We start from the raw sequence: 18,346 nt of genomic DNA, 5'->3' as shown, positions 1-18,346 counted from the left end.
CGCTTGTAACGCTGCTATCCCGCCGGCAAGCAAAAGCCATCGAGAATTACCCCCGCGTAATGGTCGCGTAATAAGAGCCGGCGCCGTGCCGCAATTCCGCGCAAGGGAAATTCTTGGCGCGATCGCAACGAGAACCTAAATTCACGGTAACGACATCGCCGTTGGCGCACCCGCTTCGCTGGTTTGCCGGTCGTGCTGCCAGACGCCCGGTGCAGCGCGACGGCGTCCCGACGCCATGAGTGACGAAGGAGAATTTCATGCGTGTCTTATTGCTGATTACGATCATGCTGGGTGGGTGCGCGACGGTCGCCGAACGTACCGCGCAAGCCGAGCGTGACATGGAGGCATCGCTACAGATTCAGGGACCCGCTTGCGAAAAGCTCGGCTATCAAAAAGATTCGGATCCGTGGCGTGACTGCGTTTTACGCCTCAGCGCCAGAAGCGGGCCCTGTATGCATCGACGGCTCTGAATCCGATAGCACCGCGTACGGCGGCGCTCCACCGCTGGCTCGACTCCGCCGCCTGGCCCGATCCCCGCAGTAACGGGGTTGCGTACCGCAACTCGGGCTCATTCGCCGCATGCGCCCTCGAGCAAAAGCACTGCTTGACCTTACCCCCATGGGAAGGTCCATAGTGTAATTGAGGACGGCATGGCGGCGACAGCGCCATGGCCACACAGTGCATTAAGCGGGGCAAGCCATGAACACTGCGACGCAATTGCTATTTGATGACGTGTTCGCGGTATTCCGGCGGGCATGCGACCAGCAGCAGTACGGTGTGGCCGAGCACCTGCTAGCCGCCCTGGAGCGATTGGCCGGCGGGGACAATCGCTTGCTCGACGAGGTCTACCTGTCGTTCGCGTCGCCCGGTTCTGCGGGCCGGGCGACGCCGGAACCGCCGGTGGCTCGAGCATGATGAAGACCTATACTGAAGACAGATCCGCGACGGCGCTACCGCGCGTCGGCTCGGAGCGCCCAATGCGTAAGCATATGAAACAGTTTTGGCGTGTCGTCATGCTGCTGACCCTGGCGCTGGCTTTGCCCCTGCGGGCGCAAGCCGGGCCGTTGGACAGTTGCTGTGTCGCCGGCCTGGCTGACATGCCTGCTCATATGCCTGTGCAAGGGGCGCAGGCCAGTGTCGAGACCGCCAGCCCGCATGACTGCGTCAGTCACAGCTGTGCCGGCGACCGGCATGCCAGCGGCCCGTCTCGTATTCCCTGCACGTCCTCCGCTTGTGCGGTCTTCGCTGGCACGCCGTTAGCAACCGGGTCCACCACGGATGCATGGACCAGCGTTTTGGTCGCCCATCCGGAATTCGCGTATCTCTCCGTCGTTCCGGCTCGCCTCGAGCGCCCGCCGAAACGCGTCCGTCTGTAGCGCAATCCCGCCACACAGCGTTGCCGCAGCTGGCGCCTCCGCGCCACGCGTGCTCCTGTCTGACTTAGCCATTTGCAGTGTTGCCTGCCGCCCGCTCTTGGGGTTTAGGCGGTCCCTGCCTATACGGAACGAGGAATAATCATGAAATCCCTGCTTCACGCTCTTGTGGGCGCCGTCGCCCTGGCGCTCTCGCTATCGGCCGTCGCCGGACCTGATTGGTATGTGATCGAAAAGGCTCGTGCCGCCAAGCGAGCTGAGGCGCAACAACAGAAACAGCAGACGGAGGACCACGCGGCGATGATGCGCGACCATGCCGCCATGATGCAAAAGTGTCGCGAAATGATGGGTCAACCCAAGTAACCGAGCCCGCGCTCCGGTGCCTGCGTTCGCGTGGCTCGCCGGAGCGCTCCCCCGGATGGGCTACCCCGTCTGCATTAGATCTGGGGCAAACCGCACGATGTGCCGGAAGAGCCCAAACGCTGCTACCATTCGCCTCAAACCGAGTCTTCCACGTGCGTACCCGTTTTCGCCGGCTTTGGCTTGCCGCCTTCCTGTTGAGTACATTCCTGACAGTTCAGCTGGCAGCGGCCGCCTACGCCTGCGCGGGCAGCCGGTATTCGATGGAAGGGATGGCGGACATGGCCGGCATGACGGAGTCCTGTCCGGACATGACGCAGAAGGCCGAAGCGCCGGCTGCCCATAATGGCTTGTGCCTGGAGCACTGCCAGCTTGGCTCCAAGTCGGCCGACCACCCCAGCGCGCAGATTCCTGCGTTCCAGCCCGTGCTCGTCAATCTGGTTGAGCCGGCGTTGGTACCGGTAGTCGTCAGCCAGCGAGCGGCCTACGCCGACGCGGTGCCACGCGGGCCCCCTCGCCCCCTGCCCATCCTCCACTGCTGTTTCCGAAACTAGCCTCCGCAGCAACGCCTACTATCGTGCCCTGAACCATAGTCTTCAGGGTGGTCGTTGCTTTGCGGAGGCTTTATGCATTTGCGTTTTCCCTTTGCGTATGGGTGCCGGCTGACGCTCGCCCTTACGCTGTTCGCCGCTGCCCATCCCGGATGGGCGCAGCCCGCGGCCGCACTCTCCGTGCAGGAAGCCGTGGCGCTCGCGTCTTCCCGCTCGACGGATGCCGAAACATCGCGCTCAGCGGTCCAGTCCGCCATCGAGATGGCGGTGGCTGGCCGACAGTTGCCAGACCCGGTCCTGAAGGTCGGCGTCAATAACGTGCCGGCTGATGGCCGCGACGGGTTTTCCCTCGGCACAGACTCGATGACGATGCGCTCGATCAGCCTGATGCAGGAATTCACCCGATCGGCCAAGCGCGAGGCCCGCGCTCAGCGTTTCGAGGCTGAGGCCTCGTCGGCAGAGGCCCAGCGTACGGCGGCGCTGGCGACGGTGCAGCGTGGCGCCGCCACGGCCTGGCTGGACCGCTGGTACGCCGAACGTGCCTACAGCGTGCTCACCGAGCAGGCGCAGTCCATCAAGCTGATGGTGGAGGCGGCGCAGGCTGCCTATCGCGGCAACCGCGGCTCCCGTGCGGACATCCTGGCCGCCGAACTGGAACTCCGGCAACTGCAGGATCGCGAAGACGAGGCCCGCGCCGCACTGGGGTCAGCCCGAGCGATGCTGCGCCGCTGGGTGGGCGAGGCCGCAGAGCGTCCCCTGGCCGAACGCCCTGGCCTCGAGGCGCCGGCCTGGCTCAACACCCTGGACGCCGACGGCGTGGCGCAACTGCCGGACGTGGCGGCGGCCGAGGCACAGGTGGGCGTCGCCGAGGCGGAAAGCCGGGTCGCTCGGGAGAACAAGATCCCGGATGTGAGCGTGGAACTGATGTACAGCCAGCGCGGCCCCGCCTACTCCAACATGGTTTCGCTCAACGTCTCACTGCCGCTGCCCTGGGACCAGAAGCATCGCCAGGATCGGGAACTGGCCGCAAGGCTTGCGCAGGCCGACGCTGCGCGCGCGCAAGCCGAGGTCGTACGCCGCGGCTTGCTCGGGCAGTTGCGCGGCAAGCAGGCGGAGCTGGCGCTCAGCCAGGCGCGGCTCGAGCGCTATCGGAGCACCACCGTGCCGCTGGCCAAGGCACAGACCGAGGCAGCCCTGACCGCCTATCGAGCGGGCGCCGGCACCCTGACCGCTGTGGCCGATGCCAGCCGCAAGGCGCTCAATATTTCGCTTGAGCGCCTGAAGCTTGAGGCTGCCACCGCCCGACTCTGGGCGGACCTGACCTTCCTGATGCCGTTACCCACCGCAGTCCAGCCCACGTCACTGCAAGGAGCTCAACCATGAACAAGACCACGATTGCACGGACGGTGGCAGGCCTGATGGTGGTGGCAAGCGTTGGGGCTGCCTATTACCTCGGTCAACAACAAGGGCGCCAGCAGTCGCCCGCGTCGGCAACCGCGGGCGGCGGCGCCAGCGGTGCCGCCCTCAAGGCGGGCGACATTGACCCGAAAACTGGCAAGCGCCTCCTCTACTGGCACGACCCGATGGTGCCAGGACAGCGCTTTGACAAGCCGGGCAAGTCGCCGTACATGGACATGCCGTTGTCGCCGGTGTACGAAGAAGCCAGCGGCGGCGCGGCCGTCACCATCGACAGCCGCATGACACAGAACCTTGGCATCCGCACGGCCGAGGTGAAGACCGGCCGGCTGGAGGCCGCCTTGCAAGTACCGGGCAATGTCGCGATCAATGAACGCGGCATCGAAGTGCTGCAGGCCCGCACCAGCGGATTCGTAGAACACGCGTATGCCCGGACCACCCTCGATCCGGTCCGAAAAGGTCAAGCGCTGGCGCAAATCTATGCGCCGGAATGGGTCGCGGCGCAGGAAGAATACCTGGCGGTCAACCGGATGGATGGCAGCCTACAGCGCGAGCTGCGCGAGGCCGCCATTGCGCGCATGCGTCAGGCTGGCATGACCGAGAGCCATATCCGGCTGGTACAGTCCACCGGCAAACTGCAGCCGCGGCTGACGATCACCAGTTCGGTGGACGGCATCGTCACCGAAATCGGTGCGCGCGACGGCATGACGGTCTCACCGGGAACGACCCTCTTTCGCATCGCGAGCCTTGCGACCATATGGGTCATCGCCGAGGTGCCTGAGAGCCAGGCCGCCCCGTTGCGGCCCGGACAGACGGTGTCGGCCACCGCCGCAGCCTTGCCCGACGAGACGCTGTCGGGCAAGGTCGATGCCATCCTGCCGGATATCAGCGCCGGTACCCGCACGGTCAAGGTGCGCATCGAATTGCCGAACAAGGCACGCCAGCTGTTGCCCGGCATGTTTGTCTCGGTGCGCTTTGACGCCGCCCCCGGACCGGATCGCCTGCTGGTACCAACCGAGGCGCTGATCCGTACCGGCACGCGCACGGTCGCCATGGTGGCATCCGGCCAAGGCGGATTCAGCCCCGTGGAGGTCAAGACCGGCGCGGCTGCGGGCGGCCAAACCGAAATCATTGAGGGTCTCAAAGCGGGCCAGAAGGTGGTCGTTTCCGGACAGTTCCTGATCGACTCGGAGGCGAGTCTGCGCGGCACTGCACAGCGCATGACCGCGCCCACGGCCGCGTCGGCAGCCGGCGCGTCGGCCCCTGGTGCCGCAGCAGCGCCCGGGCCAGAACATCAAGGCGTCGGCCGGATCGAGGCCGTCACCGAGCAGAGCATGACGATCTCCCACGGGCCCATTCCGTCAGCGCAGTGGGGCGCCATGACGATGGAGTTTGGCGCGCCGCCAGCCGGCATGCCCAAGGGATTCAAGCCGGGGGATCAGGTCCGGTTCCGCTTCCGACTGGACAAGGACGGCGTGGCGACCCTGTCCGCGGTCGAGTCGGCTGCCGCCGTTGCGGGAGCGAAGCCATGATTGCCCGACTCATCCTCGCCTCCATCCGCAATCGCTTCCTGGTGCTGCTCGCCACCGTCATGGTGACCGCGTGGGGACTTTGGGCGGTACAGAGTACGCCGCTCGACGCCTTGCCAGACCTGTCCGACGTGCAAGTGATCATCCGCACGCCCTTCCCTGGGCAGGCGCCGCAGATCGTGGAAAACCAGGTCACCTATCCGCTCACCACGACCATGCTGTCGGTGCCCGGGGCCAAGACCGTGCGCGGCTACTCGTTCTTCGGTGACTCCTATGTCTATGTGCTGTTCGAAGACGGCACCGACCTGTACTGGGCGCGCTCACGCGTGCTCGAGTACCTGAACCAGGTGCAATCGCGGCTGCCCGCGGCAGCCAAGCCCGCGCTCGGACCCGATGCGACCGGCGTCGGCTGGATCTATGAGTATGCCTTGGTCGACAAGACCGGCCAGCATGACCTCAGCCAGTTACGGGCGCTACAGGACTGGTTCCTGCGCTTCGAGCTCAAATCGCTGCCCAACGTCGCCGAAGTGGCCTCGCTCGGCGGCATGGTCAAGCAATACCAGATCGTGCTGATGCCGGATCGGCTGCGCGCCTATAACCTGTCGCAAGCCAAGGTGCTGGCAGCGCTCAAGGGCGCCAACCAGGAAACCGGCGGCTCGGTGCTGGAGTTGGGTGAAGCCGAGTACATGGTCCGGGCGACCGGCTATCTGAAAACGCTGGACGACTTTCGCCAGATTCCGCTGGTGACGAGCGACGCTGGCATCCCGGTATGGCTGGGCGACGTTGCCACCGTGCAACTCGGCCCCGAGATGCGGCGTGGCATTGCCGAACTGAATGGCCAGGGCGAAGTGGCCGGCGGCGTCATCGTGCTGCGCTCAGGCAAGAATGCCCTGGAGACCATTGAAGCGGTCAAGGCCAAGCTCGCCACCTTACAGAAGAGCCTGCCCAAGGGCGTCGAGATCGTTACGACGTACGACCGCTCGGCACTGATCAAGCGGGCGGTGGCCAATCTCACCACCAAGCTGATCGAGGAATTTGCGGTCGTGGCGCTGGTCTGCCTGGTGTTTCTGTTTCACCTGCGCTCGGCGCTGGTGGCCATCGTCTCGCTGCCGCTGGGCGTGCTGGCCGCCTTCCTGGTGATGCGCTACCAGGGGGTGAATGCCAACATCATGTCGCTGGGTGGCATTGCCATCGCCATCGGCGCGATGGTCGATGCCGCGGTGGTCATGATCGAGAACGCGCACAAGCATCTCGAGCACTGGCATGCCGACAATCCGCAGCGCGAACTCCGCGCCCATGAACACTGGCGCGTCATCGGCAAATCTGCCGCCGAGGTTGGGCCTGCCCTATTCTTCTCGCTGCTGATCATCACGCTGTCGTTTATTCCGGTGTTCACACTGGAGGCGCAGGAGGGCCGGCTCTTCTCGCCGCTCGCCTTTACCAAGACCTATTCCATGGCGGCCGCAGCGGGATTGTCCGTCACCCTGGTACCGGTGCTGATGGGTTACATGATCCGCGGCAAGATCCCGTCGGAGCAGGCCAATCCGCTCAATCGCTGGCTGATTCGCGGCTACCAGCCGCTGCTCGGCAAGGTCCTTGCATATCCGAAGACCACCCTGGCGATCGCCGCCGTGCTGCTCATCGCCACCGCGTGGCCCATTATGCGCATTGGCGGCGAATTCATGCCGCCCCTGGATGAGGGCGATCTGCTCTACATGCCCTCGGCGTTGCCAGGCCTCTCCGCAGGCAAGGCCTCCCAGCTCCTGCAGCAGACCGATCGGCTCATCAAGACCGTGCCGGAGGTGGCGACCGTGTACGGCAAGGCGGGCCGCGCCGATACCGCCACCGATCCGGCGCCGATCGAGATGTTCGAGACCACCATCCAGTTCAAGCCCAAGGACCAATGGCGTGCCGGCATGACCACCGACAAGCTGGTCGAGGAACTGGATCGGGTCGTCAGGGTGCCAGGGCTGTCCAACATCTGGGTGCCGCCGATCCGCAACCGCATCGACATGCTCGCCACCGGCATCAAAAGCCCGGTGGGGATCAAGGTCGCCGGTACCGACCTGAAGGAAATCGATCGCCTGGCCACGCGCATCGAGGAGGCCGTCAAGACGGTTCCGGGGGTCACTTCCGCGCTGGCCGAACGGCTCACGGGCGGCCGGTACATTGACGTCGATATCGATCGGGGCGCTGCGGGTCGGTACGGCCTGAACATTGAAGACGTTCAGGCGATCGTCTCATCGGCCATCGGTGGCGAAAACGTCGGCGAAGTGGTCGACGGGCTCGCGCGCTTTCCCATCAATGTCCGGTATCCGCGTGACTATCGGGACTCCATCGAGCAACTGCGCAGCCTGCCCATCGTGACCGACAAGGGGCTGCAAATCACGCTGGCCGACGTTGCGCGCATCCAGGTCGTGCAAGGGCCGCCCATGCTGCGCAGTGAAAACGCGCGACTCTCCGGGTGGATCTACGTCGACATTCGCGGCAGGGACCTGCGCTCTGCCGTGCAGGACATGCAGGCGGCGGTCGCCAAAGCCGTCCCGATGCCAGCCGGATACTCCCTGAGTTGGTCGGGGCAGTTCGAGTATCTCGAGCGCGCCACCGCGAAGCTGAAGGTGGTGGTCCCGTTCACGCTGCTGATCATCTTCGTCCTGCTCTATCTGGTATTCGGCCGTCTGGATGAGGCACTGCTCATCATGGGCACCCTGCCGCTGGCCTTGATCGGCGGCTTCTGGTTACTCTATCTGCTGGGGTACAACCTATCGGTCGCGGGGATTGTCGGCTTCATCGCACTCGCCGGGGTCGCTGCGGAATTCGGCGTCATCATGCTGCTCTACCTGAAACACGCTTGGCAAGCACGGCTCGAGGATGGGCAAAGCAATCTCGCGGCCCTGCTCGATGCCATCGAGGAAGGCGCCGTGCTGCGTGTGCGCCCAAAGGCGATGACCGTCGCTGTGATTCTGGCCGGCCTGCTGCCGATCATGTGGTCGCACGGCACCGGCTCAGAAGTGATGCAGCGCATCGCTGCGCCAATGGTCGGCGGCATGGTGACGGCGCCGCTGCTGTCCATGTTTGTGGTCCCGGCGGTGTATCTGCTGCTACGCCGCCGTCAGATCAAGCAAACTTCCCTTTCCCCCAACCTCACACCTCAGGAGGAATCGCAATGAAACACCTCAAGACCCTCGCCGCCGCCCTGGCCATCATTGCCGCACCGGCTGTGTTCGCCGTGGGTTCGATGGACGGCATGGACATGAAGGCACCCGCTGCACCCGCTGCCTCACAACAAGCGGCTCGGCCGGTGTCCGCAGAAATCAAGAAGATCGATGCGCAGACCGGCAAGGTTACGCTCAAGCACGGCCCGATTGAGAACTTGGGTATGCCCGGCATGACCATGGCGTTTCCGGTCAAGGATCGCGCCTCGCTTAGCAAGTTCAAGGAAGGCGATGCCGTGTCGGTGACCTTCGACAAGGTGGATGGCGCGCCGACGGTCGTTGACATGCAGCGCAAATAATCCGCGCCATGCGCGTACGGCTTGCTGCCAACGGCCGTGCGCGTTCTGACCCGCCGGCAGGGCCTAGCAACGTCAAGCCGGTAGGCATTGGCGCCTTTGCGCAACGATCCTGGCTAGCCAAATCCGAATCGAAATCAGACCGTGCGCCACAACCCTTTTGATCTGCCCCACGATGTCCTCGTCGTCGTCCTGAGCTCACTGGCAATCATCCTTGGTATGCTCGGACTGTTTGCTTGGTATCTGCGACGACAGCACGGCTCTCGCCGGCGAACCCCCAACCAGCATGGCACGGTCTCGCGCAAGCGCACCAGGAGGTCGACGAGACGGCGTAAATAGCGGTCGGAAAGGGGGCGTCCACGGGTTACCTGCTTGCCGCTACGGCGCGCACGGGTGGGGGCTTGGCTTCCATTGAATCATCATGGTATGGGCGACGTCGGTGCCCAGGCCGCCGCTACTTTGCTTGCATCCGGGCTAGCAACAGCTCAGGCCACCCATCATGCGCTGATGCATCAAAAGCATGCCTACCACACCAAGGATGGCAAGCACGCCGATGGCAGCGCACACAATCAAGATGACTTTCCAAATTGACGATTTGTTCACGCTTTGTCTCTCATAATGCCAGCTGATGCCGGCAAAGTGTTTCCCTTTCTCGTCATCCGGCACAACAGGATAGCTGGCTCACGTCTTTACTGAACGTCTGCGCCGCGAGCTTCAGGCCCTCGACCATTGTCAGGTACGGAAACAACTGGTCTGCCAGCTCCTGCACGGTCATCCGCGCCCGGATCGCCAATGCTGCCGTCTGGATCAGTTCGCCTGCTTCCGGCGCCACCGCCTGCACGCCGATCAAGCGGTCCGATCCTGCCTCGGCGACCAGCTTGATGAAGCCGCGCGTGTCGAAATTGGCGAGCGCGCGCGGCACGTTGTCGAGCGTCAGCAGCCGGCTATCGGTCTCCATGCCGTCGTGGTGGGCTTCCGCCTCGCTGTAGCCCACGGTGGCGACCTGCGGGTCGGTGAACACGACCGCCGGCAATGCGCTCAAATCGAACGCGGCATCGCCTCCGGTCATATTGATCGCCGCGCGGGTGCCGGCCGACGCCGCCACGTAGACGAACTGCGGCTGGTTGGTGCAGTCGCCGGCGGCGTAGATATGCGGCGCCGTGGTGCGCATGCCATTGTCGATGACGATGGCGCCCTGCGCGGTGACCCTCACACCCGCCGCCTCCAGTGCCAGCTCACGCGTGTTGGGCGCGCGGCCCGTGGCGACCAGCAACTGGTCGGCGCGGATCTCGCCGTGTCCGGTAGTGAGCACGAATTCGCTGTCGGCGTAGGCCACCTGGCTGGCCTGCGTGTGTTCCCGCACTGTGATGCCCTCGGCGCGGAAGGCGGCCGTGACGGCCTCACCGATCGCCGGGTCCTCGCGGAAGAACAGCGTGCTGCGCGCCAGGATCGTGACCTGGCTGCCGAGCCGAGCGAAGGCCTGCGCCAACTCCACAGCCACCACCGACGAGCCGATCACGGCCAGCCGCTTCGGCAGGGTGTCGCTGGCCAGCGCCTCGTTCGAGGTCCAGTACGGGGTGTCCTTCAGACCGGGGATCGGCGGCACCGCCGGACTGGCGCCAGTGGCGATCAGGCAGCGGTCAAACGCCACCTCGCGCTCCCCGCCTTCGACCACGCGCACGCTCAGGGTGTGCCCGTTCTGGAAGCGGGCCTCGCCGCGCAGCACCGTGATGGCAGGCGTGCCTGCCAGGATGCCCTCATACTTGGCGTGGCGCAGCTCATCGACACGCCCCCGCTGCTGGCCGAGCAGGCGCTCGCGCAGGATCGCCGGTGGCGTGGCCTGGATGCCCCCGTCGAACGGGCTTTCGCGACGCAGATGAGCGATGTGGGCCGCGCGGATCATGATCTTGGACGGCACGCAGCCGACATTGACGCAGGTGCCGCCGATGGTGCCGCGCTCGATCAGCGTCACCCGCGCGCCTCGCTCGACGGCCTTGAGCGCCGCCGCCATCGCGGCGCTGCCGCTACCAATGACGGCAATGCGCAGGGCGCTGGCTTGGTCCCCGCCCTTGTCGCCGCCGCCCAGCCAGCCTAGGGCCTTGTCGAGCGGGCTGCCGCGATTTTCCGCCGGCGGGGCCTCGGCGAGCATGGCCCGGTAGCCGAGTCCGGCCACGGCCGCGGTCAGCGCATCCGGCCACGTGTCGGGCTCGGCAGCGATCCGCGCCGTCCCCTTCGGGTAGGACACGACCGCCGACCGCACGCCCGGCACCTTCTCCAAGGCATCCTTGACGTAGACGGCGCACGCGTCGCAGGTCATGCCAGTGATCTTCAGGTGGGTCATGCCACAGTTCCTTCTATCATGGCCAACGCGCGTCAGCCGCGTTTGGCCAGCAGTTCACAGGCGTCCGGTGCGCCGCAGCGCTTCGCCGGCGAGACGAAGTCCCAGATCGATACCCCGACCATGAAGGCCAGGCCGACATAGAGCAGCGCTTCGCTGCACCAGCCAACCATCAAATACACCGCGGCCAGCACAAGGAGCGGGCCGATCACGCCGAGCGCGGTCCGTTGCCACTGCCGATGGTTAAGCCATCCGATCCCATTGGCGAGCAGCGCGATGCCAGCGAACGCCGGCAGCAGGATACGAATGAACAGTCCCTCGTACTGACGCAAGAAGCCCAGGCTAATGGCCGCGCCCAAGCTGGCGATAGCGGGAAAACAACTCGCACAACCCATCGCCGAGACGACGCTGCCGAGGGCACCGGCCTTGTTGACCATGCGCATGATCAGTCCCATGGCGTCGCTCCCTCGCTCCCGTGGCTTACTGCTTGACGCTGGACAGATAGCCCGCGTTCTCGGTCGCCTTGGTCAGTTTCTGCACGCTGGTCTTGGCATCATCGAAGGTGACGACGGCCTCGCGCTTCTCGAAACTCACGCTGGTCTTACTTACGCCGTCGACCTTGGAGAGCGCTTTCTTGACCGTGATCGGGCAGGTCTCGCAGGTCATGCCCGGCACGGACAATGTGACGGTTTGCATCGCGGCCCATGCGGGAGCGACGGCGGCGGCGAGAGCGAGGGCGGCAAACAGCTTTCTCATGGCGAACTCCTGATCAGTAGAACCATGGCGTGACGTAGGGAAATCCGAGCGCGACCAGAACCAGCAGGGCGACGAGCCAGTACATGAGCTTGTAGGTGGCGTGTACCTGCGGGATGGCGCAGGCCTCCCCCGGGTTGCAGACTTGCGGCGGACGGAAAATGCGCCGCCAGGCGACGAACAGCGCCAGCACTGCGGTGCCGAGGAACAGCGGCCGGTATGGCTCCAGCGCCGTTAAGTTACCGATCCAGGCCCCGCTGAAACCAAGCGCGATCAGGACCAGCGGCCCCAGGCAGCAGGTGGAGGCGAGGATGGCGGCGAGCCCGCCGGCGAAGAGCGCACGGCGCCCGGCTTGCGGTTGCGGCATGCGTTTGTCCTTTCGAAGTAGGAAAGGGATAGCGTAACCTTACTTCCGTACTAATGTACGGAGCAAAGCGATATGTGGAGCGAATTGGAGAACCTGACCATCGGCGCCTTCGCCAAGGCGGCTGGTGTCAACGTGGAGACCATCCGGTTCTACCAGCGCAAGGGGCTGCTGCCAGAGCCAGACAAGCCCGCCGGCGGGATTCGTCGCTATGGCGAAACGGCTGTGGTCCGGGTGCGCTTCATGAAATCGGCCCAGCGGCTGGGATTCAGTCTGGAAGAAATCGGCGAACTGCTTCGCCTGGAGGACGGCACTCATTGCGCGGAAGCCAGCAGCCTGGCCGAGCGCAAGCTCAACGACGTGCGCGCAAAGCTTGCCGACCTGAGACGCATGGAGGCCGTGCTGTCTGAGCTGGTGTGCGCCTGCCATGCCCGCCAGGGCAACGTATCCTGCCCGCTGATCGCATCGCTGCTAGCGGGAAAAGTTCGCCAAAGGGCGTAGTGGATGCGGCTACGCTGCTCCAGCTCGTTCCGGCTTCTGCTTCTGCCGCTTCGTCGCAGCCGGCCTCACATGTGCCGTCTCGACGGGCAAGCGACCTGGCCGAGTCAGACATCGTCGCGGGGGCGCAGCGGCTCTAGTGGGCGCAGCGCATGCACGGCGCGCTTGAGCAGCACGATCCAGTCGTCCAGTTCTTCTATGATGGCCTCGGCTTGGTCCACGAGGGTCGGACCAGTGGTTGGATACGACAATGCGGCGCCGTTGATCAGAGTATGTGCCATGCCGTGCAAGCACAGCAGATCGTCGCGCAGCCCGGCTGGCTCACAGCAACGCGCGCGGATCGCATCGAGTTGGTCCACCACGCGCAGGATGGTGGTCGTGTCGAACGTGTCCCGAAGCGCTTGCAACGCCTCGGCGTCGACCCTGCCGTAAGGGGTATCGGTGTCAGGCATGACGCGGTTTGCGGACGGAATGGGCGGGGCCGGCAAAGAGGCTGTCGCGAATCCAGGCTTCCGGCAACCGCTCCAAATTGAGTTTATAGTCGCCGAAGCGCTTGATGTTGCTGGTGAGGTAGGGACTCAGGAAGCCGATGTCGGCCACGTCGACCTTGATCCCTTCCTTCACCATCGCGCGCAGGGCCTGCATCATGTCCGCCGTGTTCTGAAGAATCACGGCCGAGGCGATCAGGTCGTTGTAGCGCAGGCGCTTCTGCTGTTCGTCGGGGTCGTTTTCGGCCAGCACGTCACCGCCGAATGAGAACCATTTGGCAAAGCCATTGTAGGACTCGATCTTGTTGGTGGTCGCGGTGATCTCCTGGCGCAACTCGCGGCTGCCGATCCATTCGAGCAGGAACGCTGTGCGCACGACCTTGCCGAGTTCCTGCGCCGCCAGAAACAGGCGGTTGCGGCGGCTTTCCGAGCCGAACCGGCGCAGCAGGAGCGGCGAGGAGATTGTTCCGGCCTGAATCGATAGCGCTACCTGCATCAGGTCCTGCCAGTGGAAGGCGATCAGCTCCCAGTCCACGATGTCCGAGAACAGCCGGTCGATGTGCTTGTATTTGGTGTTGGCATCGGCTCGGTAAAGCTTCAGATCCTGCCAGTTGCGGATGCGCGGCATCAGGTTGATGCCCAGCAGATGCGTGAAGGCGAACACCGCGGCCGACTGGCCCTGGGTGTCGGCGTGCACGGTATCGGCCTCGACACTCAAGCCGGCCTTGAGCAGACCCTCGATCACGTAGATGGCTTCCCACACGCCGGGCGGAATGAAATGCCGGAACACCGCGATGTAGTTGTCGGCCACGTGCCGGTAGGCCACCGCGCCCATCTTGCGGTAGCGGAAGTGGTAGCCGGCCAGCAGGTTGTTGTCGTAGAAGTCGTACTGAGTGCCGTCAGCCGCGACGGTCTTGCCATCCCCCCAGTGCTTGGGCAGGTCGAGCCGCAGATACAGTTCGATCAATTCCCGCTGCGCGGTTTCGAGACGCTCCAGGCTCAGATGCCGGCGGTTGACGAACGACATCATGTGCGGCGTGACCCGATCCCCCATATGGCGGGCGGCCTGGGTGGGCCCCAGGTTGCAGCCCATGGCGAAGATAGTCAGCAGGTAGCGCTCGGCGGCATTGCGGATCTTGGGGTCGCTGCCGGAGAGCGGGCCGAAGTGCCGCGTGAAGTGGGTCCAGTGCTCGATGTTGGCCAGCACGTCCAGCAGATTGCGCGTGGGCATGCGCCGGATCAGCGCCTGTTGCAGGGCCACCGCGCTGGCCGGGATCTCCCTGGCGATCGTCCGCTTGAGCACGGGTTCGCCGTCCTGGCCGATGGTGACGTGCTGGCGCTTGTCGGGAAAACTGGCATCCAGCGTACGCGCCGTGTCGGTCAGCCACTGGCGTAGATGCGCCACGAAGTCCTGCGCGTTGGCCGGCATGTCCAGCTTGGCGCAGTATTCGGGCAGGCGCCGTTCGCATTCCCGCCAGGGCAGTAGGTGCGCACGGTAATCGGCAAAGGCATCCGACCCCACCACGCACAGGTCGCCGGAGCGTAGCTCGTTGACCATATGCGAGAGCACGCAGAGTTCCAGGTAGCGCCGATTGGTGGGGGCGCCCTGGTCGTGGGGGCGGCGCACCAGCTTTCGCCAGCGTTCCGAGGCGAAGCTCACATCGACGTCGGCGGCAATCCATTCGCGATGCAGGGATTCGTTGTCCAGCACCACCGCAAGTGCCGCCAGCAGCGTGCGCGACTGGCTGGTCGACTCCCATTCAAGCACCTGCGCCAGGCGCAGCATCACGGAGCGGTGCGCGCGGAAATGCCGCCATAGCAGCGGCAGGTAGTTGTTGCCGCTGAAGGCCCGCACCTCGGCGCAGCTCTCGCGCAGCGGCTCCAGATCGCCGGACGGCGCGAGGAAGCGGCGCACCTGCCGGCCGATCAGCGCGTCGTCCTGGCCATCGGCGACGATATCGACCACGCCGTCGAGCAAGGTGACCAGCTTCTCCATCTGCGCGCGCTGACGGGACTGGATGCGCTCCATCTCATCGCGCGCCCGCTTGTGGATGGTGCCCATGCGACGGATGAACATCTCCGCGAGATCGTCGCGGGTGCGCACGCGCATATGGTTAAGCAAGGCGACGATCAGCGTGTAGCGCTTCTCAGGCAGGATCTCCCGTAGATTGGCCGCGTCCAGGCTCATGGCCTGGCTGGCCAGCGAGCGCAGCTTCGAGGCGGGCACGCCTGCGATTGCGCGAGAGAAATCGCCAAGACCGTCGAGTAAGGTCAGGTGTTCTATGAGTAGGCTGAGATGCTTGCGTGATGGACGGCGCGCGTGGCGCTTGATGTTGTTGTAGGCGGTCAGGCGGTTGGTGAATTCCCGGGTGAGAAGCCGGTCCAGCCGCTGCCGTTCCTCATCCGACAAGCGCCTTGCGACGCGTCGAAACAGCGCGGTCTGCGTGCGGGTGTGAATCTGCTCGGCGATGTTGTCTAGGGTGGAGAACGCTGGCAGCTCGACCTGGCGCAGGATCAGCGCATCGATGGTGGCATTGATGATGTCCACTTGCTGGTCCATCGTTTCCGCGGCTTCGCGCGCGGCGCGGATCGTGACCTCGTTGGCATCCGTGCCAATATAGGGCTGGACGCCGAGAAATTCGCGTACCGCCGTGTAATGCCGGTACAGCGTGGGGGACAGCTTGCGGTCATAGCCAAATGCGGCATCTAGCGCCAGACCAGCGCTGGCGCGCACATGGTCGATCACGACGACGGGAATGCTGTCCAGGTTGGGGAAGTAATGCAGTTGCTGGAAGACCTTCAGCAGCACCAGCAAGCCAAGTCGCGGACCTTGTCCACGGGTTGAGCGGGTGGCCCACTCCAGTTCCTCGGCATCCGGCGTGTAACACGCCTGTAACTCCTTGGTGGAGAAAACCTTCGGGAAACTCGGGTAGGCGGTACGCTCGACGGTGGCCATACAGGATCTCGGCAATCTCTGAAGGGCCAGCCAGTCTAGCCGAGGACGATGGCAAAGTTCCAGACCAGAGTTATAACTAACCGAAATGTTTTTGCTTATCTATATAACCCCAGGGCTTATGATCGCCGATTGGCCGCATCTTGGCATGATCCCTTCTTCGCTTTCTTGCTCCGGGGATCACCCATGTCCGTCAAGCAGGTCCGCTTTCCCAAGGCCACCCCTTCCTACTGCTCGGCCGAACTCTGCCTCGCCTGTCCCGCCTGCGTGGACGGCGCGCCGGCCCGCTACGCGATCACCGCCGAGGCGCTCGAAGACCACTTCGGCGCGCGCTCGCACCGCGAGGGCGATCTGATACAGGCCTTCGAAGGCCACCGCGACGACATCGAAAGCGTGGCCCGGCAATTGTTCGAGATGACGGCGGCCCACAACATCGTGCTGCATAGCGGTCATTTTCGTTTTGCGGTGTAGCGCGGACCGGGGCATTCCCCGGTATCTGCATTGGCTGCAAGGGCGGAGCCGGAACCGCGCTGGCAAGGCGGCCATCCGCCGGCACGGAACTTGCCAGCTTTGTGCAGCCCGGTGCCGCATGCACCGTTGCCGGGCGAGCCACGGTAGACCCCTTTCAAGCATGGAGAGACGCGCCATGAACGATCTGCGCAGGCGGACGGAGACAAGCGGGCGGCCCAGCCCGAGCCAACGCGGTTACGCCGAGCAGCCCGGCGAAGGCCGCAAGACCAGCCAGCCGGGCGAGCGCGACCCGCAAAACGGCCAGCCGGCGGACCGGCTCGGCCAGGGCGCGCGCCACTGCCCACAGCAGTAGCGCGCCCGCCGCCGCGCGGCGTGGGCGCCGCCCGCCGCCGTGCGTGCAGTTGTTACCGGCGGTGTAAATCCGCGCTGCAGATGTGAAAATGGCACGGGCGGCGCGGACGGGCGCGCGCGCAAAACCACAGGCGAGCCATGAAGACATTCCACTGCGGAAAATGCGGCAACCTCGTGTTCTTCGAGAACGTCTCGTGCGAGCGCTGCAGCGCCCTGCTCGGCTATGTTCCCGAACTCTCGCAGATCTGCGCCTTCGAGCCCGCCGGCGACGGCGTGTGGCGCTGCCTGAACGACGAGGCCGCCGGCGCGCTCCACCGGCAATGCCACAACTACGCGGTGCAGGACGTCTGCAACTGGATGATCCCGGCGGACGCCGGCGACACGCTGTGCGCGTCCTGCGAGCTGACCCGCACCACGCCGTTCCTGGCCACGCCGAACAACCGCCTCTACTGGTGGCGGCTGGAGACCGCCAAGCGGCGGGCGCTCTACACGCTGGCGGCGCTGGACTTGCCGGTGGTCTCGCGCGAGGTGGACGCCGAGGGCGGCCTGCAGTTCGATTTCCTCGAGGACGTCGGCGAGGAGCGCGTGATGACCGGCCACGACAACGGCCTGATCACCATGAACATCGCCGAGGCCGACGATGCGCACCGGGAAAAGACGCGCTCGGAGATGAGCGAGCCCTACCGCACGCTGCTGGGCCATTTCCGGCATGAGCTCGGCCATTATTATTTCGACCAGCTGGTGGCCGGCACGCGCTGGATCGAACCGTTCCGCGCGTTGTTCGGCGACGAGCGGGCCGACTACGCCGAGGCGCTGGCGGCGCACTACGAACAGGGCGCGGCGCAGGGCTGGGAGCAGGCCTACGTGAGCGCCTACGCGACCATGCATCCGTGGGAAGACTGGGCCGAGACCTGGGCGCACTACCTGCACATCGTCGATACCGTGGACACCGCCGCCGCGTGCGGGCTGGCGCTCAAGCCGAGCACCGCGGGCGAGCCCGTGCTGACCGACCAGACGCCGGTGGAAGTGTCGAGCTTCGACAGCCTGATGCACCGCTGGTATCCGCTGACCTATGTACTCAACAGCCTGAACCGCAGCCTGGGCCTCGCGGACGGCTATCCGTTCGCGCTGTCGCCCAAGGTGGTGGAGAAGCTGCGTTTCGTGCACGAGGTGGTGGCGGCCGGGCCGCAGCCGAAAATCGTGGAGGCGCCGGTTTCGCCGGCGCCGGCGGAAACCGTGGAAGCGCCGGAAGCGCCGGAAGCGACGGAACCGGCTGAAATGGTGGAAACGCCTCAAACGCCCGCGGCGGCGGAAATGCCGGCTGCGCAGCCCGCGGGCGGTGGCTCGGCCGCTCCGTCCTGACCTCCCCGCACCCTCTCCATTTCCCTCG

Annotated in this window: 19 protein-coding genes; 13 read left to right on the top strand and 6 right to left on the bottom strand. The window is 65.1% G+C overall.

The annotated features are described in order from the left end of the window. Positions 1-699 precede the first annotated feature (699 nt). From ACWTPI_RS09610 to ACWTPI_RS09570, 9 genes are all read left to right on the top strand, one after another. On the top strand, positions 700-915 hold the full coding sequence (locus tag ACWTPI_RS09610; protein ID WP_454733285.1) for a hypothetical protein: 216 nt from the start codon (positions 700-702) through the stop codon (positions 913-915). Beyond that, positions 912-1,376 carry a hypothetical protein gene (locus ACWTPI_RS09605; protein ID WP_454731563.1) on the top strand — a complete coding sequence of 155 codons (465 nt, stop codon included), beginning with the start codon at positions 912-914 and terminating at the stop codon, positions 1,374-1,376. The genes ACWTPI_RS09610 and ACWTPI_RS09605 overlap by 4 nt, the downstream gene beginning before the upstream one ends. A 141-nt stretch (positions 1,377-1,517) precedes the next feature. Beyond that, the gene (locus ACWTPI_RS09600) at positions 1,518-1,736 is read left to right on the top strand and encodes a hypothetical protein (protein WP_454731562.1); all 219 of its coding nucleotides are present in this window, start codon (positions 1,518-1,520) and stop codon (positions 1,734-1,736) included. A 152-nt stretch (positions 1,737-1,888) separates the two neighbouring features. Beyond that, positions 1,889-2,287, top strand: a complete 399-nt coding sequence (locus ACWTPI_RS09595) for a copper resistance protein (RefSeq protein ID WP_454731561.1) — start codon at positions 1,889-1,891, stop codon at positions 2,285-2,287. Between the two features lie 72 nt (positions 2,288-2,359). Continuing rightward, a complete protein-coding gene (locus ACWTPI_RS09590) occupies positions 2,360-3,667 on the top strand; it encodes a TolC family protein (RefSeq protein WP_454731560.1) in 1,308 nt (435 codons plus the stop codon). Beyond that, entirely contained in the window at positions 3,664-5,232 is a 1,569-nt protein-coding gene (locus ACWTPI_RS09585; RefSeq protein WP_454731559.1) for an efflux RND transporter periplasmic adaptor subunit, read from the top strand. Before ACWTPI_RS09590 ends, ACWTPI_RS09585 begins: the two co-directional genes overlap by 4 nt. Next, the gene (locus tag ACWTPI_RS09580) at positions 5,229-8,399 is read left to right on the top strand and encodes an efflux RND transporter permease subunit (protein WP_454733270.1); all 3,171 of its coding nucleotides are present in this window, start codon (positions 5,229-5,231) and stop codon (positions 8,397-8,399) included. Before ACWTPI_RS09585 ends, ACWTPI_RS09580 begins: the two co-directional genes overlap by 4 nt. Next, a complete protein-coding gene (locus ACWTPI_RS09575; RefSeq protein ID WP_454731557.1) occupies positions 8,396-8,743 on the top strand; it encodes a copper-binding protein in 348 nt (115 codons plus the stop codon). The genes ACWTPI_RS09580 and ACWTPI_RS09575 overlap by 4 nt, the downstream gene beginning before the upstream one ends. 423 nt (positions 8,744-9,166) lie before the next feature. Then, a complete protein-coding gene (locus ACWTPI_RS09570) occupies positions 9,167-9,331 on the top strand; it encodes a hypothetical protein (protein ID WP_454731556.1) in 165 nt (54 codons plus the stop codon). Positions 9,332-9,395: 64 nt separating this feature from the next. Here ACWTPI_RS09570 and merA read toward each other — a convergent pair whose 3' ends face one another. Genes merA through merT form a run of 4 tightly spaced genes read right to left on the bottom strand, consistent with a single transcriptional unit; the run spans position 9,396 to position 12,198 of the window. Next, entirely contained in the window at positions 9,396-11,081 is a 1,686-nt protein-coding gene (gene merA / locus ACWTPI_RS09565; protein WP_454731555.1) for a mercury(II) reductase, read from the bottom strand. A gap of 32 nt (positions 11,082-11,113) precedes the next feature. Beyond that, a complete protein-coding gene (gene merC / locus ACWTPI_RS09560; RefSeq protein WP_454731554.1) occupies positions 11,114-11,533 on the bottom strand; it encodes an organomercurial transporter MerC in 420 nt (139 codons plus the stop codon). Positions 11,534-11,558: 25 nt separating this feature from the next. Then, complete coding sequence (gene merP / locus ACWTPI_RS09555) at positions 11,559-11,834, bottom strand: mercury resistance system periplasmic binding protein MerP (protein WP_454731553.1); 276 nt, start codon at positions 11,832-11,834, stop codon at positions 11,559-11,561. Between the two features lie 13 nt (positions 11,835-11,847). Beyond that, a complete protein-coding gene (merT, locus tag ACWTPI_RS09550) occupies positions 11,848-12,198 on the bottom strand; it encodes a mercuric ion transporter MerT (protein WP_454731552.1) in 351 nt (116 codons plus the stop codon). A gap of 72 nt (positions 12,199-12,270) precedes the next feature. Here merT and merR point away from each other — a divergent pair, with 72 nt between their 5' ends. Beyond that, on the top strand, positions 12,271-12,696 hold the full coding sequence (gene merR, locus ACWTPI_RS09545; protein WP_454731551.1) for an Hg(II)-responsive transcriptional regulator: 426 nt from the start codon (positions 12,271-12,273) through the stop codon (positions 12,694-12,696). A 104-nt stretch (positions 12,697-12,800) separates the two neighbouring features. On the opposite strand, the gene tnpC is transcribed toward merR, so the two are convergent. Further along, positions 12,801-13,145: a Tn3 family transposase post-transcriptional regulator TnpC gene (tnpC, locus tag ACWTPI_RS09540; RefSeq protein ID WP_454731550.1), complete on the bottom strand. Its 345-nt coding sequence runs from the start codon at positions 13,143-13,145 to the stop codon at positions 12,801-12,803. Next, positions 13,138-16,137: a Tn3 family transposase gene (locus ACWTPI_RS09535; RefSeq protein ID WP_454731549.1), complete on the bottom strand. Its 3,000-nt coding sequence runs from the start codon at positions 16,135-16,137 to the stop codon at positions 13,138-13,140. The genes tnpC and ACWTPI_RS09535 overlap by 8 nt, the downstream gene beginning before the upstream one ends. Positions 16,138-16,320: 183 nt before the next feature. Between ACWTPI_RS09535 and ACWTPI_RS09530 the strand changes: the two genes are divergently transcribed. The 3 genes from ACWTPI_RS09530 to ACWTPI_RS09520 all read left to right on the top strand — a co-directional run bounded on the left by ACWTPI_RS09530 (position 16,321) and on the right by ACWTPI_RS09520 (position 18,318). After that, on the top strand, positions 16,321-16,605 hold the full coding sequence (locus tag ACWTPI_RS09530) for a DUF1488 family protein (RefSeq protein WP_059412698.1): 285 nt from the start codon (positions 16,321-16,323) through the stop codon (positions 16,603-16,605). Positions 16,606-16,780: 175 nt separating this feature from the next. Continuing rightward, positions 16,781-16,957: a hypothetical protein gene (locus ACWTPI_RS09525; RefSeq protein WP_020206677.1), complete on the top strand. Its 177-nt coding sequence runs from the start codon at positions 16,781-16,783 to the stop codon at positions 16,955-16,957. A gap of 137 nt (positions 16,958-17,094) precedes the next feature. After that, on the top strand, positions 17,095-18,318 hold the full coding sequence (locus tag ACWTPI_RS09520) for a putative zinc-binding metallopeptidase (RefSeq protein WP_454731548.1): 1,224 nt from the start codon (positions 17,095-17,097) through the stop codon (positions 18,316-18,318). The last annotated feature ends 28 nt before the right edge of the window (positions 18,319-18,346 follow it).

It is taken from the genome of Cupriavidus ulmosensis (assembly GCF_977008105.1).
The sequence above is the reverse complement of the archived record's forward strand: the minus strand, read 5'-3'. Positions and strand labels throughout refer to the sequence as shown.